Source organism: Campylobacter sp. FU_497, from assembly GCF_025772425.1.
GTDB lineage: Bacteria > Campylobacterota > Campylobacteria > Campylobacterales > Campylobacteraceae > Campylobacter_D > Campylobacter_D lari_C.
This window is the reverse complement of the sequence record NZ_JAKMSC010000026.1, coordinates 1-16545: the sequence shown is the minus strand read 5'-3', so window position 1 is coordinate 16545 and position 16545 is coordinate 1. Positions and strand designations below refer to the sequence as shown.

18 protein-coding genes are annotated in these 16545 nt (G+C 30.0%); 7 read left to right on the top strand and 11 right to left on the bottom strand.

All coding sequences use genetic code 11. From position 1 onward, the window contains the following. Positions 1 to 285 precede the first annotated feature (285 nt). The 9 genes from L8W68_RS07980 to L8W68_RS07940 form a co-directional block, all read right to left on the bottom strand. A complete protein-coding gene (locus L8W68_RS07980; protein WP_263675728.1) occupies positions 286 to 1506 on the bottom strand; it encodes an MFS transporter in 1221 nt (406 codons plus the stop codon). Positions 1507 to 1508: 2 nt separating this feature from the next. After that, positions 1509 to 2306, bottom strand: a complete 798-nt coding sequence (locus tag L8W68_RS07975; RefSeq protein WP_412175566.1) for a cysteine ABC transporter substrate-binding protein — start codon at positions 2304 to 2306, stop codon at positions 1509 to 1511. A gap of 106 nt (positions 2307 to 2412) precedes the next feature. Then, positions 2413 to 3150: an amino acid ABC transporter ATP-binding protein gene (locus tag L8W68_RS07970; RefSeq protein WP_263675725.1), complete on the bottom strand. Its 738-nt coding sequence runs from the start codon at positions 3148 to 3150 to the stop codon at positions 2413 to 2415. Position 3151: 1 nt separating this feature from the next. Beyond that, positions 3152 to 3811 carry an amino acid ABC transporter permease gene (locus tag L8W68_RS07965; protein ID WP_214135361.1) on the bottom strand — a complete coding sequence of 220 codons (660 nt, stop codon included), beginning with the start codon at positions 3809 to 3811 and terminating at the stop codon, positions 3152 to 3154. Continuing rightward, complete coding sequence (locus L8W68_RS07960) at positions 3804 to 4451, bottom strand: amino acid ABC transporter permease (RefSeq protein WP_263664277.1); 648 nt, start codon at positions 4449 to 4451, stop codon at positions 3804 to 3806. Before L8W68_RS07960 ends, L8W68_RS07965 begins: the two co-directional genes overlap by 8 nt. 43 nt (positions 4452 to 4494) lie before the next feature. Further along, complete coding sequence (locus L8W68_RS07955; protein ID WP_012661401.1) at positions 4495 to 5097, bottom strand: nitrosative stress-response regulator, Crp/Fnr family; 603 nt, start codon at positions 5095 to 5097, stop codon at positions 4495 to 4497. Further along, complete coding sequence (recG, locus tag L8W68_RS07950) at positions 5090 to 6913, bottom strand: ATP-dependent DNA helicase RecG (protein ID WP_263675724.1); 1824 nt, start codon at positions 6911 to 6913, stop codon at positions 5090 to 5092. Before recG ends, L8W68_RS07955 begins: the two co-directional genes overlap by 8 nt. Beyond that, positions 6903 to 8123: a M16 family metallopeptidase gene (locus tag L8W68_RS07945; RefSeq protein ID WP_263675723.1), complete on the bottom strand. Its 1221-nt coding sequence runs from the start codon at positions 8121 to 8123 to the stop codon at positions 6903 to 6905. The genes recG and L8W68_RS07945 overlap by 11 nt, the downstream gene beginning before the upstream one ends. After that, positions 8123 to 9169, bottom strand: a complete 1047-nt coding sequence (locus L8W68_RS07940) for a dehypoxanthine futalosine cyclase (RefSeq protein ID WP_257927752.1) — start codon at positions 9167 to 9169, stop codon at positions 8123 to 8125. Before L8W68_RS07940 ends, L8W68_RS07945 begins: the two co-directional genes overlap by 1 nt. 104 nt (positions 9170 to 9273) lie before the next feature. Here L8W68_RS07940 and L8W68_RS07935 point away from each other — a divergent pair, with 104 nt between their 5' ends. Beyond that, positions 9274 to 10467, top strand: a complete 1194-nt coding sequence (locus L8W68_RS07935; protein ID WP_263675722.1) for an MFS transporter — start codon at positions 9274 to 9276, stop codon at positions 10465 to 10467. On the opposite strand, the gene L8W68_RS07930 is transcribed toward L8W68_RS07935, so the two are convergent. Together L8W68_RS07930 and L8W68_RS07925 are read right to left on the bottom strand one after the other, a co-directional pair. Beyond that, a complete protein-coding gene (locus L8W68_RS07930) occupies positions 10464 to 11246 on the bottom strand; it encodes a CheR family methyltransferase (RefSeq protein ID WP_263675721.1) in 783 nt (260 codons plus the stop codon). The two genes, L8W68_RS07935 and L8W68_RS07930, sit on opposite strands and share 4 nt — an antisense overlap. Before the next feature lie 9 nt (positions 11247 to 11255). After that, entirely contained in the window at positions 11256 to 11807 is a 552-nt protein-coding gene (locus L8W68_RS07925; protein WP_263675720.1) for a CheB methylesterase domain-containing protein, read from the bottom strand. Between the two features lie 141 nt (positions 11808 to 11948). On the opposite strand from L8W68_RS07925, the gene rpiB reads away from it, so the two are divergent. From rpiB to ychF, 6 genes are read left to right on the top strand one after another with little or no spacing between them, the layout of a single operon-like run. Beyond that, positions 11949 to 12386 (top strand): ribose 5-phosphate isomerase B, encoded by a 438-nt coding sequence (gene rpiB, locus L8W68_RS07920; protein ID WP_263675719.1) that lies wholly within the window; start codon positions 11949 to 11951, stop codon positions 12384 to 12386. Further along, the gene (locus L8W68_RS07915) at positions 12383 to 12715 is read left to right on the top strand and encodes a hypothetical protein (RefSeq protein ID WP_039618138.1); all 333 of its coding nucleotides are present in this window, start codon (positions 12383 to 12385) and stop codon (positions 12713 to 12715) included. Before rpiB ends, L8W68_RS07915 begins: the two co-directional genes overlap by 4 nt. Continuing rightward, complete coding sequence (gene apt, locus L8W68_RS07910) at positions 12715 to 13251, top strand: adenine phosphoribosyltransferase (protein ID WP_263675729.1); 537 nt, start codon at positions 12715 to 12717, stop codon at positions 13249 to 13251. The genes L8W68_RS07915 and apt overlap by 1 nt, the downstream gene beginning before the upstream one ends. Before the next feature lies 1 nt (position 13252). Next, complete coding sequence (locus L8W68_RS07905; RefSeq protein ID WP_039618134.1) at positions 13253 to 13846, top strand: DedA family protein; 594 nt, start codon at positions 13253 to 13255, stop codon at positions 13844 to 13846. Next, the gene (locus tag L8W68_RS07900; protein ID WP_263675718.1) at positions 13843 to 15294 is read left to right on the top strand and encodes a leucyl aminopeptidase; all 1452 of its coding nucleotides are present in this window, start codon (positions 13843 to 13845) and stop codon (positions 15292 to 15294) included. Before L8W68_RS07905 ends, L8W68_RS07900 begins: the two co-directional genes overlap by 4 nt. Further along, complete coding sequence (gene ychF, locus L8W68_RS07895; protein ID WP_263675717.1) at positions 15291 to 16391, top strand: redox-regulated ATPase YchF; 1101 nt, start codon at positions 15291 to 15293, stop codon at positions 16389 to 16391. Before L8W68_RS07900 ends, ychF begins: the two co-directional genes overlap by 4 nt. Positions 16392 to 16545: the final 154 nt, after the last annotated feature.

The window sequence follows — 16545 nt, the reverse complement described above, 5'->3', positions numbered from 1 at the left end:
GTAGGGAAGTTAAAGAGATAATGGTAGCAAAAGAGAGTTTTAATAAAGTGCTATTCCCCCCCCCATACGCTTACAAGTAAATGCTATCATTGAGAAATCCTTTGAAGTAATATTTTAATCATCTGTAATTAGTATTACAAATAATTAGTTAATAAATAACTTATGTTAATACTATGTTTATAAATTTAAGCTTAATTATAAAAAATAATAAAATATTAGTATGATAAGAATATATTACATGAGCTTGAATGTATTGTAAAATAGGTTTTTTGAGTAAAAATAATGTTATAAATTTCTAAAAGAACTTTTTACTAAAAGTATACTTAACAAACTAGCAATCACTATAAAAATAATATAAATATAAAAATATTTCTCATACATAAAATTAACAACAAAGGGAGTTAAAAAACCTAAAATCGCATAAGAGATATTATAAGCAAAAGAAAGACCACTTGATCTTAACTCTGTAGTAAAAATTTGAGTCATAAAAATAGGAGCAAAAGCTATAATACCTTGCGCAAAACAAGCAAGTAAATAAAATAACAAAAACCACTCATTATAAAAGCTAAAACTTATGCCAAAAGCTCCAAAAACAACAGTAAAAATCAAGCAAATCCTAAAATGTCCTAAAAAATCCGCTAAATACCCTTGTGCTAAACTTCCTAGTATGATCATCACTATGGCCAAATTTTGATATGTCAAAGCAGTAGTTTTACTAACTCCTAATAAGCTTTCAAAATATTGTGGCAGTATCATTAAAGTAGCTACCCCGCTTGTTAAAACCACAGTAAGTAAAGCACATATTAACATACTTTTTTTATGTGTTTTTAAAGCTTGTAAAAGCGGGAAATTTAAAATTTTTTCTTTTTCTTTTATATTTTTAAAAGCTGGTGTTTCGTTAAGTTTTGTACGCAAAAATAAAGCTAATATGCCAAAAAATCCCCCTATAAAAAAAGGAATTCTCCAAGCAAAGCTTTCTACTTCTTCTTTATTAAAATACGCATATATACTTAAAGTCGCTAAATTTCCAAGTAATAAACCTAAAGTTAAAGTCGCTGAAATAAAACCAAGTGCCAAGCCAAGTCTTTTTTTACTCACAAATTCACTCACAAAAATCCAAGCACCACTAACTTCAGCTCCTATGGCTAGTCCTTGGGCTATCCGTATGATAAAAAGCATAAAAGTAGCAAAAAGTCCTATACTTTCATAAGTAGGTAAAAAGGCCAAAACAAAACTTGGCACGACCATCAAAAGCATACTGATATAAAAAACATTCTTACGCCCTTTAATATCTGCAAAATGCGCTAAAACAACAGCACCAAAAGGTCTAGCTAAATACCCTGCCCCAAAGGCTACATAAGTATAGATTAATGGCCAAAAATCATCATTTTGAGGAAAGAAAATTTTTGCAAAAACACTTGCAAAGAAGATAAATAAAACAAAATCATAAAATTCTAAAATACCACCTAAAGAAGCATAGATGGTATTTTTAAAAGCTTTTTGCATTATTAAATTTTGCCACCTTCGATTACCACATCATCAGCTTTTATATCATCACTAAAAAATGGCTTTAAGGTTTCATCATAAGCTTTGTGAAAAAATTGTTCATTTTGTAATTTTATAATCAAATCATTGATAAATTTTAACATAGCTTCATCGCCTTTTTTTACAGCAGGAGCTATGACATCATGATTTCCAAGCTCTTTAATCACTACTTCAAAATTTGGATTTTCTTTAGCCCATGCAAAAAGCAATGCATTATCATGACTTAGCGCATCGCCTCTTTTACCGATTAAAGCCGCAAAGGTTTCTGTGTTTTGATCAAATTTAATACTTTTGATTTCTGGCATATTTTTTGTAAAATACGCATCAGCTGTTGTGCCTTTATTTAAAATCAAAGTTTTATTTTTTAAATCATCTATAGTTTTGATATCTGATCCTTTAGGGGCCACTACTCCAAGAGCAACTTTCATATAAGGTAGTGCAAAATCCACCACAGCTTCTCTTTCTGAAGTTTTAGTAAAATTAGCTAAGATTAAATCTACTTTATTTGACTCTAAAAACTCCACCCTATTTGCTGCTTCGACTAAAACAAATTGCACTTTAGACTCATCACCCAAAAGTTCTTTTGCTATACGTTTAGCAAAATACACATCATAGCCTTGATTTTTCCCTTGTGCGTCTAAGTAGCCAAATGGAGGTTTATCACCAAACACACCTATGCGGATAACACCTTGTTGTTTGATTTTCTCTATAGAGTTTTCATTAGAATTTGAATTTGAGCAGGCGCTAAAAAAAAGTGCCATTAAAAACGATAAAAGAAAAATCTTTTTCATATTTTTTCCTTAATGATTGAAATTTAATTTTTAAACCTTATATTAATTTTTTAAACAAATCTTTTCTAAAATAAAATTAACGATGAAAATCAAACAAATTGAGAAATTTCTTCGCACGATCAGTTTTTGGATTTTCAAAAAATTCATCAGGCTTTGAAATTTCTACTATTTTTCCATCATCCATAAAAACTATTTTATCAGCAACTGCTCTTGCAAAACCCATTTCATGTGTAACTATAAGCATAGTCATACCATCTTTTGCTAAATTTAAAATCACATCTAAAACCTCGCGCACGATTTCAGGATCAAGTGCTGCTGTCACTTCATCAAAAAGCATGATTTCAGGATTCATACAAAGGCTTCTAACTATGGCCATACGTTGTTTTTGTCCACCACTTAATTCTTTAGGATAAGCTTTTAATTTATGCAAAAGCCCTACTCTATCAAGCCAGTATTTTGCCTCTTCTAAAACCTCTTCTTTTTTTCTTTTTTGCACCTTTAAAGGTCCTAAAAGTATATTTTGCTCCACATTTAAATGATCAAAAAGCTCATAAGATTGAAACACCATACCTATTTTTTGGCGAATTTGAGTCCATTTTTTATAATTTTTATCAATTTTTTCATCATCTACAAAAATAGCTCCATCAGCCATTTCTTCTAAACCATTAATACATCTTAAAAGTGTAGATTTCCCACAACCACTTGGACCTAGTATAACCACTACTTCTTTTTGATTTACTTCTAAATTTATATCTTTTAAAACATGATGATCATCATAATATTTTTGTAAATTTTGTATTTTTAAAATACTCATATTAGCTCCATTTTTTCTCTAAAAACTTTGAATATACCGACAAAGGATAGCAAAGTATAAAATAAATCAATAAAATCAAACCATAAATCACAAAAGCAGCATAAGAATTTTGAAATAAATTAAGCTCAATCACTTGTTGGCCTACTTTAATAAGCTCTATACCGCCGATTAGATAAATCACTGAAGTACTTTTAATAATTCTTGTAAAAAGATTAATACTCATTGGCAATAATCTTCTTAAAGATAAAGGTATAATGATAAAAAGATAAACTTCAAATTTATTAAAACCCAGTGAAAATCCTGATTCATACTGGTGTTTTGGTATGCTTGCTAAAGACGATCTAACCAAATCCATCATCTCAAACACGCCCCAAATACTAAAAACAATAATACTAGAACCCAAAGCACTCAAATGCCATCCAAACCATTTCGCCAAACCAAAATGCACTATAAAAAGCCAAACAATCAAAGGCATAATACGCACAAACTCAAGCATAAAACGACAAAAAGCATAAAGGATTTTATTTTTAGAATGCATTAAAATTCCAAAAAATACTCCTCCTATGAGTGAAATTAAAACACTAATTAACGAAAGCTCTAAAGTAACCTTTAAACCTTGTGCTAGTCTAAAAAAGGTATCTTGATTTAAAATTTCAAACATAATTTAACCTTTTTTCTATACGGTTTAACACTAAAGATAAAGGTAAAATCAAAATCAAATAACAAAGCACCAAAGCAAATAATGCTTCGTTACTTTTATAATAAAGCCCTATAAGATCTTTAGCCACATATACTAAATCTGCTAAAGCAATAATGCTTACTACTGAAGTTTCTTTGAGTAAAAAAATGATATTTGCACTAATGCTTGGCATAGCTATACCCAAAGCTTGAGGCATGATAACATAACGGAAATTTTGCCATTTACTCAAACCCAAAGAAAGTCCTGATTCGTATTGTTGTTTTTTCACTGCTTCCATACCCGCTCTTAAGCTCTCAGCCATATAAGAACCACCTAAAAAACTAAGTCCTATCACAGCACAAGCAAAAGAACTAAGGTGTATCCCAAACTCAGGCAAGGCATAATATAAAAAGAAAAGTTGGATTAATAAAGGTGTGTTTCTTGAAAATTCTATATAAATTTTACAGATTGTATTTAAAAAAGAAAATTTAAAATAACTTACTCCCACACAAAATAAACCTACTAAAAATGAAAAAAATACTCCATAAATAGCAAGTTTTAAAGTAAGCCAAGAAGCTTGTATAAACATAGGGCTAAACTTGATTAAAAAATCAAAATCCATAAAACCTTCCATACTTTAAATATAATATTGTAACAAATAAGATTTAAAAAGACTTAATTAAATTTTGCATTTTTTCTTTATTTAAAATTGCTATTTTACCTTTATTTGTGCAAATAAGCTCATTTTGTTTTAATTCTTTTAAAAAACGCGACAAAGATTCTGGGGGTAAATTTAAAATCACAGCGATTTCTTTTTGCTTTAAATTTTGTAATTTTTCTTCATTTTCTAGTAAAAAGCTGACTAGTCTTGACTTTAAATCCAAAGATTTTTGTCTGATGAAATTTTCTAAAATTCGAATTTTACCGATTAAAGAAGTCAAAAGCAAAAAGCTAAATTCTCCATTTTCTAAGCATAATTTTTTAAATTCATCAAAATCAAAAACACAAATTTCACAATCTTGCTCACAAATAGCATTAGCTGGGTAATTAATACCCTCAAACACAGGCATTTCAGCTATAAAATTTACCGGAGTTAAAGTATGCAGTGTCAGCTCAAAACCTTTTGCATTCACCTTATATATACGCACTTTTCCACTTAGTAAAATGTAAATTTTATTTGCTTTTTCACCTTGAAAAAATAAAATATTCCCTTTGTTAAAATGTTTTTTCTTACCTTTAGAAATTAAAATTTCAAAGTGTTTATCCATTTTCTTTTTCCATATTTTTAATACTTTCTTTTGCTCTTGCAACTAATTCTTCATCATCTGCAAAATCAAAAAATTTAAAATGATTGCCATGCTGTACTCTACCATCTAGCAAATCCCCGCTTAGTCTGTTTTTTAAATCAAGCTCAGCTATTTTAAATCCATCTAAAGTTTTAGCAAATTCAAGCAAACGGCTTGGAATTTCTTTTTGCTTAGTATATAAATAACAAAAACTCTCAAGCCCTACTCTGCCTACCCTACCTCGAAGCTGGTGTAAGGTAGCAAGCCCAAGTCTTTCAGCCCCAACAATAACAATCACACTTAGTCTTGGCAAAGAAATACCCACTTCAACCACCGTTGTAGAAAGCAAAATCGTGCCTTTTTCTCTAAATTCTTGCAAAATTTGATCTTTATTTTTATCTTTTCCATGGGTTACATAAACATTTTTGTATTTGTTTATCCAGTATCCTTGTGCTTGCTCTAGCGATAAATAATCTATATTTTCACTTTCATTTACTAAAGGATAAATGATGATTATTTGATGATTTTTAGCTAGTTCATCATCGATTTTTTTAAGCAAATATTTAAAATCTTTATCTTGTATACAAAAAGTCTTAATATCTTTTTTAAAAGGCATTTGTTTGATAAAACTAAAATTTACAAGCTCACTTTGTATCATAGAAAGTGTTCTTGGTATAGGTGTAGCAGAAAATTGTACGATATGTGGAGCATATTGAGAGTTTTTGCTAAGCTCACTTATTTTTTGTCTTTGATTAGAACCAAAGCGGTGTTGCTCATCTATCATCACTAAAACTGCTTCAAATTCTTCTTGATGAATGAGTGCATGTGTACCTATGATAAAATGAGCTTGTTCTTTTAATTTTGCTAAATCTTTATCTTTTTTACCACCTTTTAAAAGCAATACATTAACAAAATTAGGTAACAGTCTTTTTGCTTCATGATAAATTTGCTCTGCTAATATACTAGTTGGAGCCATTAAAATAGCCTTTTTAGGATACACTAGCAAACTTGCAGCAAGTATGACCAAAGTCTTGCCACAACCCACATCACCCATTACCACACGCCTTTTAGCAACTTTATTTTGTAAATCTTTTTTAATATCTTCTATCGCTAAAAGCTGATCATTTGTAGGGTTAAATTCTAAACCCTTAAGCCAAGAGCTTATATCAAAAAGTTCTATTTCATAAGCATTTTGTGATATTTTTTTACCCTTTAAACGCCTTAAATGATTAAAAATTTCTATATATTTTAAGTCTTTAACCATGGCGTTAAAATTTTCATAAAGAGTTAAATCATCATAATTGTGTAAATTTAAAAGTAAATTAATGTATTTTTGTTCTAAATTTAGTGCTTTTAAATTAGCTTCATTGACATATTTTAAAATAAGTTTTTTGATACTTTCATCTTTAATAGAGCTAATTTGGTATTTAGGGACTATTTGACCTATGTTTTTTACTATTTTTGGGTTTATAAACTGCCAAATTCCATTAAAAAAATTCATCTTTGCATGGATACAAATTAAAGCATTATGTTTAAAAATTTTAAAATGCCATTTATTAGGATGAAAGATTACTATATTTGCTTTTATACCCCATTCTAAACATTCACAAAGCATAAAAAGCTGAGAGTGATGATTTTGCGTGCTGATAATTTTTACATTTTGGGTACAAAATGTATCTTTTGGAAACTTTGAAATTCTAAAATCATCAAATTTTTTAGGTAAAATCAAAGCCAAATCGATACAATTTTTAACCCCTAAAGCATGAAGTAGTTTTAAATCCTTTTCTTCAACTTTCATTTTCTATACTTGCAAAACTCACTTTGGTAATTTCATTATGAGCTTTAATAAAGTCATTTAGTTCATCTAAGGTAGTGTTTTTGATCTTTTGCATTTCTTCTTTTAAATTTCCAAGTTTTAAACCATGCAAATACTCATTTAGCATTATATCTAGTCTTTTAGCCAAGCTTTCATACCTTAAAGGCATAGAACCTACTAAAAATTGCTTAGCTAGTTGAAATTCTTTGTCATTTACTCCATTTTGGACAAAATTTTCAAAAACTTCCTTAACTAAAGCTTTAGCCTCATTAGAACTTTCATTTTTAGTTTGCAAATACCCAAAAACTCTACTATAATTTAAATTTACATCAAGCATAGCATATGCTGAATACGCCAAGCCTCTTTTCACACGCACTTCTTCCATCAAACGCGAACCAAAACCACCTTGACCCAAGATAAATAAAGCAAGTTTAGCTAAATACATTTTCTCATCATTAATTTGTATATTTAATGGAGAGCAAAAGTATATATAAGCTTGCTCGGTACTTTTTTGCTCACTTACTTCTATACTCTCATCAATGAGTTTGTAATTTTTATTTTGATTTGGAGTGTTTCTTTTTAGAATTTGGCAAATTTTTTCTACTTTAATCTTTACTTCATTTTCTTTAATATCTCCACCAAAAACAAATAAAGCATTATCAAGTACTAAATTTTCACTCATAAAATCTTGCAATTCTTTTAAGCTAATCTTTTCTATGCTTTCTTTAGTCCCATCAAGACCACTAGCAAAAATTTCATCTTTGAAAACATTTTTATTTAAAAGTCTTTTTGCTTGATAATCATAATCAGTATTTAAACTTGCAAGCTCACCTAAGGCTAAAGTTTTTAATCTTTGTAAGATTTTTTCATCAAAACGCACATTTAAAAACAATTCTTGTAATTTTTCTAAAGCAAAATCAAAATGTTCTTTCAAGCATTTAATACTAATTTGAAAATGCTCAAAACTAGCCTTAGCATAAAGCTCTATAGCACGGTATTCTAAGCTTTTAAAAAACTCATCATTACTTCCTTCGTTTAAAAGCCTAGCAAGCATACTTGCACATCCTCTATTGTGTTTTTCTGCTATTTTTCCACTATTTTTAAAAATGAGTTTAAAAAATACCACAGGAAGCTCATTTTCATACTCATATATTATGTCTATTTTAGTTTCATTAAAGTCTAAATTTAGCATTAAAACCTTTCTAAAATATTATAAGCTGTGTCGCGTTTAGCGGGTAATTCCCCTATATCTTTGATAAGTTCTATCATTTGCTCTTGATTCATTCTGTATTTTGCACCAGCTGCTGCTACGACATTTTCTTCCATCATAGTTGAACCTAAATCATTTGCACCAAATTTTAAAGCAAGTTGGCCTATTAAAGAGCCTTGTGTTACCCAAGAACTTTGTAAATTTTTAAAATTATCCAAATATAATCTTGCCAAAGCTAGCAATCTTAAATATCTATTAGAGCTTTGCTTGATGATTTCAGGGTGTTTTTTGATTAAAGGGGTATTTTCACTTTGAAATGACCACAAAATAAAAGCTCTAAAGCCATTTGTTTTATCTTGTAAATTTCTTAAATGATCAAAATGTTCGATAATTTCCTCATCATTTTCAACCGTACCAAACATCATTGTAGCAGTACTTTTCATACCTATATTATGCGCACTCTCATGCACCCTAAGCCAAGTAGCTGTGTCACATTTGTGTGGTGCTATAATATCTCTTACCCTATCGCTTAATACTTCAGCACCTGCTCCAGGTATAGAAAAAAGTCCTTTAGCTTGTAATCTTTTTAAAACCTCTTCGATAGAAATTTTAGAAACTCTTGCTATATAAGCTATCTCTACTGCTGAAAAACCATGCACAGTGATGGTTGGATAATTAGTTTTTATATAAGAAAGTAAGTCTTCATACCATTCTATTTTAAGTTTTGGGTGTACTCCGCCTTGAAATAAAATTTGCGTTCCACCTATGGCTTGTAATTCTTCTATTTTTTGCCCTATTTCTTCGTATTTTAAAATATAAGAATCATCATCTTTTTCTTTTCTACAAAAAGCACAAAAATCACAATCAATACAGCAAATATTTGTATAATTTATATTTCTATCTACCACAAAAGTAGTTATTTTTTCAGGGTGAAGCTCTGATTTTTTCTCATATGCCATTGCGCCTAATTCATACAAAGGTGCATTTTGGAGCAAATTTAATGCTTCTTTTTTGCTTAATCTATTCATTATTAACCTTTTTTATAAAAAGAATTATTATAGCATTTAAATGTAAAATAATCTTAAAAACGCTATAATCAAGCCCTTTAATTTCATATATTCATAGGATACTCATGACTTATAGGTCTTTATTTAAAAACAATAAAACTTTTCGCCTTTTAGCAACAGTACAATTTATAAGTTATTTTGGTGCATGGTTTTCTCAAGTAGGTGTTTTTACTCTTTTAACTAAAGAACTACAAGCACCTGCGAATATCATAGGTTTTTCAGCTATTTTTGTTTTTTTACCTTCTATTATACTTGCACCTATAAATGGAGTTATAGTAGATAGATTTAAACCTAAGAATTTATTGCTAACAATGATTAGCATTGAGATGATTTCTATTTTTATGCTAATTTTTGTAAATTCTTTAGCTATGCTTTGGTTTTTATACTTTTTAACCTTTGTGCGTATGGCGGTTGCAAGTATGTATTTCCAAACAGAAATGTCAGTTTTACCTAAAATTTTAACCCCACAAGAATTAAAACTAGGTAATGAACTTCATAGTATTATATGGGCTGTATCATATGCTTTGGGTATGGGTGCAGCAGGACTTTTTATAGATCTTTTTGGAGTAAAACCAGCTTTCATAGCTGATACTTTAATGCTATTTTGTGCCATGCTTATACTTAAAACTTTAATCTTACCTGATGAAAAAAATACCACACAAAACAATCTTTTTATACTAATCAAAGAAGGTTTAGCTTATGTATTTAGCAATAAAAAAATCATTCATTTGATTTTGCTTCATGGAGTTGTAGGGATAACCGCTTATGATGTTTTAATCACTCTTTTAGCCGAATATGAATACGCAAAAGTTATTTCCATACCTCTAGCCATAGGGCTTTCTAATGCCATAAGAGCCATATCTTTACTCATAGGACCTTATGTTCTTAGTCCTTATATTAATAAAAACACTTTAGTATATTTATATTTAGCGCAAGGTATAGGCATAATGCTTTGGGCTTGTTTGCAATTTAACTTTTATCTTGCCTTTATAGGCTTAGTAATGGCAGGATTTTGTACTTCATCTTTATGGAGCTATACTTACACACTTTTACAAAATGATTGCGATAAAAGATACTATGGTAGAGTGATTGCCTATAATGATATGGTGTATTTAACTTTTAGTGCGATTATTGCTTTTTCAACAGGATATTTATTTGAATTTTATGGAGTAAAATTAAGTCATTTTACTTTTGGCTTAGGAGTATGTTTTATCTTTGCGGCGATTTATTGGTGGTGGTTTAATAAAAAATATAATTAATCCACCTTAGAATAATAAACCCCACCTGCTGAAAAGTTCTTATCAAAATACGCTGTTTCAGGCACAAGATCTGATTTTCCTGGATATATTCTACCCTCTCTATTTAATATCTTATAAAAACGCTCCATAAGTCTTATTTTGAAATCTTGATCAAAATAAATCATCATATTTCTTGAAAAAATCACATCAAATTTTCCAAGTTTAAATAAAGAATCATCAAAAACATTACAAAGCTCAAAACGACATCTACAAGCTAAGGTTTCTTTTTTAAGCTGATACATTCTATCTTTTACATCAAAATAACGCGTTTTTTGCATAGTGTTTAATCTAGCTACTGAACGCTCTGAATATATCATTTCATTGCATTTATCTATCATTTTTTTATTAATATCTATACCAACTATATTCACACCTTTAATGAAATTCTCACTTGCCAAAATAGCCAAAGAATACACTTCCTCACCACTTGAGCATGGAGCACAAAGCACGTTTACAGGACGATCAAGAGATTTTATATAAAAAATTACATCTTTTAATTGCTCTAATTCTCTAAAAAAATAAGTCTCACAAACTGTGATAAAATCCATAGTTTCTTGTTTTAAATTTCTTTGAAACTGCACTTTTTCATTTAATTCACTAAGACTACTTAAACCTAGTTCTTGTAAAAATTTAGGAAGTTTTATAGATAAAATATCTTTTTTAGTATTAAGGTTATTTCCGCTTATTTGTTCTACTATTTTTATAAAATCATTCATTTCATTTTCTGTAATTTTTATCATCTTTCCATCCTATGACTTGATAAAATTAATTATTTCTTTTTTGAGCTCTATTAAACTCATAGGCTTTAAATTTGGGTTAGTATCTCTAGCTTTTTTTGGCATTCCATATACTATAGAATCTGCCTCATTTTCACACAAGCACCTTACCCCAACCTTATAAAGCTCAAACAAAGATTTAGCACCATCATCACCCATTCCTGTCATAATCAAAGCTAAAATTTTATGATATTTGCAAAGATTTACAGCCGAATGAAATAAAACATCAATTCCTGGATTAAAACTACTTGTTTGCTCTGTAGCATTTAATACCAAAGCATTATTTCCGCTTAAAACCATATTTCTTTGGCAAATATAAATTTTATTTTTTAAAACTTCTTTATCGCTTGGTATGATCACATCACTTTTTGCTTCTTTGTTAAACTGATTTACAAAAGAAGGAATAAAAGCTGGGTTCATGTGCTGAGCAATCACCACCGCGCAGTCTTTAAGTTCTACATCGTTTAGTAAAAACTTTAGTTGGCTTGGACCACCCGTTGAAGAACCAATCAAAATAAGCTTCATTTTTTACCTTAAATAATTATTGTTATTATATCAAATAAATATTTGAAAATATCAAAAAATAATTATATACAAGAAAGAAAAATTTTAATTAAATATGATAAAATTAATACTTTAAAATTTCAACGATAAAGTGATTGTTAAATGTTAAGAGAAAAAATTTACATAGCAAGTGATCATGCTGGCTTTATTTTAAAGCAAGAGATTGTCAATTTTTTACAAGAAAAAAATATAAGCTTTGAAGACTTAGGTCCTTTTAGCGAGGATCGTTGTGATTATCCTGATTATGCGCATTTATTAAGCTCTAAAATTGATGAAAATAGTTTTGGAATTTTAGTATGTGGATCAGGTATTGGTATGAGTATAGCAGCAAATCGCCATAAAAATATACGCTGTGCTTTGTGCAACGAACCTTTAAGCGCTAAACTCTCAAGAGAGCATAATGATGCAAATGTTTTAGCCTTAGGAGCTAGATTAACCGGAGTAGATATGGCTTTTGAAATCATCTCAAATTTCATCAATACTACTTTTAGCGGTGGAAGACATTGCGTGCGAATTAGTAAAATAGAGGCAAAATTATGATTTTAAGTTGGCTTGTATTAACTGTATTAATTTGTGTTAGTATTTATATGACTATTATGTTGCTTTATTATAAAACCTTACTTCATAAAGAAAAAGTAGCAAAAGAATTTATAAAAAACAACCTTGATGATACTGAAATAGTTATTAGAAAGCTACAAGTACAACTTCAAAGAAGTTTAGGAAATATAGATATTCTAACCGAAGAGTTAAACAAAAGCAAAGCGGACTTAACTTCTCTTAGAACAAGAAATTCACAATATCGTATCGAAAATGAAAAATTAAGACAAAGAATCAAAGAATTAGAAGCAAAAATCGAGGCATTATTATGATGAAAGAACAAGATAAAAAATACTTATTAGATAGCATTAGAGCTATTAAGGATTTTCCAAAAGAAGGGATTATTTTTAGAGATATTACTACTTTGTTAAACAACAAAGAAGCATTTGCATTTTTAATGGATCACTTGGTAGAAAAGTATCAAAACGCAAAGCTTGATTATATTGTTGGTATAGAAAGTAGAGGTTTTATTTTTGGAGCTGCGCTAAGTGCTAGATTAAAACTACCTTTTGTGCCTATTAGAAAACCAGGCAAATTACCTTCAAAATGCTTGCAAGAATCTTATAGCTTAGAATATGGCAGTGATACCATAGAAATTCACATTGATGCATTTAATAATCAAAAGGCAAATGTTTTACTTATAGATGATCTTATCGCTACAGGTGGTACAGCAATAGCCGCTGTTAAACTCATAGAAAAACTCAATGCAAAATGTGTTGAAGCTTGTTTTTTACTAGAACTAAAAGATCTTGATGGGGCTAAAGAATTAGCTAAATTAACTTCTATTTATAGTGTTTTAGAGGTATAAAATGGAAGAATTTTTAAAACAACTTTTATATGATTATAAAAACTGGGCTTACATCATCGTGTTTTTATGGTGTATACTTGAGGGAGAACTTGCGCTTATTTTAGCAGGTATTTTCGCACACGAAGGACATGTAAATTTAGGCCTTATAATCTTCATAGCAGGTTTAGGTGGTTTTGTAGGCGATCAAATATATTTTTACATAGGAAGATATAACAAAAAATACATTCAGAAAAAACTCCGCACTCAAAGGCGTAAATTTGCTATAGCGCATTTACTTTTGCAACGTTTTGGCTGGCCTATTATTTTCATACAAAGATATATGTACGGCTTTAGAACTATTATACCTATGAGTATAGGACTAACACGTTATAGTGCCAAAAAATTTGCATTTATTAATCTCATTAGTGCTTGGGCTTGGGCCGCTATTACCATTTTACTAGCATGGTTTTTTGGAAAAGAAATTTGGCTAGCTGTAGAATGGGCTGGAGACCACTGGTATTTTGCAGTGCCTATTATTGCTGGTTTTTTACTTGCTTTATTTTTAGGTATGAAACAAATAGAAAAATCAATACTTAGAAAAAGGACTCATAAATGACTTTTAATTTTAAAGAAGAAGCTATAAATTCTATAAATGCAGATTTTGAAATCATTTTAATACAAGATAAAAAGATAGAAAAATACACTCAAAGCCAAGAACTTTTTAAACTTTCAAACTACAAAGGCGAAGGAATTTGCATAGATATGCAAAATAAAATTCTTTATAGCGAACTTAAAAGTTTAGAATATGAAGATATAAGACTTGCTTTTGCAAATGCCTATAAGGCTTTAAAAAAACTTGAAATTCAAAGTGTTAAAACAAAAAGTGTTGTAGGAAAATGCGTAGTAAATAGTTTTAATGCCATGATTCAAGGATTTACTTTTGGTGCTTATGAGTTTGATAAATACAAAAAAGAAAAAACACCGAGTAAATTAGAAAATATTTTCATTTCAAAAGATGAGATTAATGACAAAACATACAACCTAGAAGAAGCTTGTATAGGTATAAACTATGGACAAGTTTTTTCAAATGCTTGTGATTTTGCAAAAAATATCGTAAATGAAATTCCACAAATTTATACTCCTGCAAAAATGGCCGAAGACGCGCTTAGTTTAAGTCAAAATGATTGCAAGATTTCATGTAAAATTTATGAAAGCGATTTCTTAGAGCAAGAAAAAATGCAAGCATTTTTAGCGGTAAATCGTGCTTCAATCCATCCTCCAAAACTTATTCATCTTTCATATAAACCACAAAATCCAAAAATGAAAGTAGTGTTTGTAGGTAAAGGGCTAACTTACGATAGTGGTGGGCTTAGTTTAAAACCTGCTGATTACATGCTAACGATGAAATCTGACAAAAGTGGTGGTGCGGCTGCAATGGCTATCATCAAAGGTGCAAGTGAATTAAACCTTGATATAGAAGTGCATTCTATCATCGGTGCAACTGAAAACATGATAGGCGGAAATGCTTATAAGCCTGATGATGTACTTATCTCAAGAGAAGGTGTGAGTATTGAGGTTAGAAATACCGATGCAGAAGGAAGATTAGTTTTAGCAGATTGTCTTTCACTTGCTCAAGATCTAAAACCTGATTTATTAATAGATCTTGCTACTCTAACCGGAGCTTGCGTAGTAGGACTTGGAGAATACACAAGTGCTATCATGGGAAATAATGAAGATTTGCAAAATGATTTTTTCAAAGTAAGTAAAAAAAGTGGAGATTTAGCTACTATTTTACATTTTAACCCGCACTTAAAAGAGCTTATAAAATCAAATATAGCAGATGTTAGCAATACCTCTTCAAGTCGTTATGGCGGGGCTATTACTGCAGGGTTATTTTTAAATTCTTTCATTAGAGAAGAATACAAAGACAAATGGTTACATTTAGACATCGCAGGGCCAGCTTACTTAGAAAAAGCTTGGGGTTATCATAGCTTTGGTGCAAGTGGAGCAGGTGTTAGAATGTGCCTTTCATATTTACTTTATCTTTCAAGGAAACAAAAATGAGTTTATCAGTTGGTATAGTAGGACTTCCAAATGTTGGAAAATCTACCACTTTTAATGCACTAACAAGAGCGCAAAATGCTGAAAGTGCAAATTATCCATTTTGCACCATAGAACCAAACAAAGCAGTCGTTCCTGTGCCTGATCATCGCTTAAAAGAGCTAGCAAAGATTGTCAATCCACAAAAAATCATACGCTCAAATATAGAATTTGTTGATATAGCAGGCTTAGTAGCAGGAGCTAGCAAAGGCGAGGGTTTGGGTAATAAATTTTTATCTAACATACGCGAAACAGAGATGATTTTACACATCGTGCGTTGTTTTGATGATGAAAATATCACACATGTTGCAGGTAGTGTTGATCCTGTGCGTGATGTACAAATCATAGAAACAGAACTTATATTAGCAGATATAGAGCAACTTAGTAAAAAAATAGAAAAACTCACTAAAGGTGCAAAGGCTAACGAAAAAGGTGCAAAAGAAAGCTTAGCTTTAGCTAATGAGCTTTTAGAGCATTTAAATCAAAACAACAGCGCAAGTTCTTTTGCTAATAAAAATGAAATCTATCATGCTCTTATAAAAGAACTAAGATTGCTTTCAGCTAAGGAAGTGATATATGGAGCAAATGTAGATGAGAATTCACTTTTAGAAGATAATGAATTTGTAAAAAATCTTAAAGAATTCGCAGCAAAATCAGGCCATGAAGTAATCAAACTTTGCTCTAAAATAGAAGAGGAAATGATAGCTTTAAGCGATGAAGAAAATTATGAATTTTTAAAATCTTTAGGGGTAGAAAGTAGTGGACTTGAAGTGGTCATACGCACAGCCTTTTCAAAGCTTAATTTAATTAGCTATTTTACAGCAGGACAAGTAGAAGTTAGATCATGGACCATACAAAGAGGCTGGAAAGCACCAAAAGCAGCAAGTGTAATCCATAATGATTTTGAAAAAGGTTTTATTAAAGCTGAAGTGATTTCTTATGAAGACTATATCGCTTGTAAAGGCGAAAGTGGTGCTAAAGAAGCAGGAAAACTACGCCTTGAAGGGAAAGATTATATCGTGCAAGATGGCGATGTAATGCATTTTAGATTCAATGTTTAATTCAAATTGCAAGCTGTTTTAGCTTGCAATCTCAAAAATACACCCCACCACTTAAATATAATTTCATTCTATGCTCATCATCATATTTGTATTGATGTAATGCTCTAGCTGCATCAAGTTTTATATAATACTCATTAGCTTTATTATAAAGTAT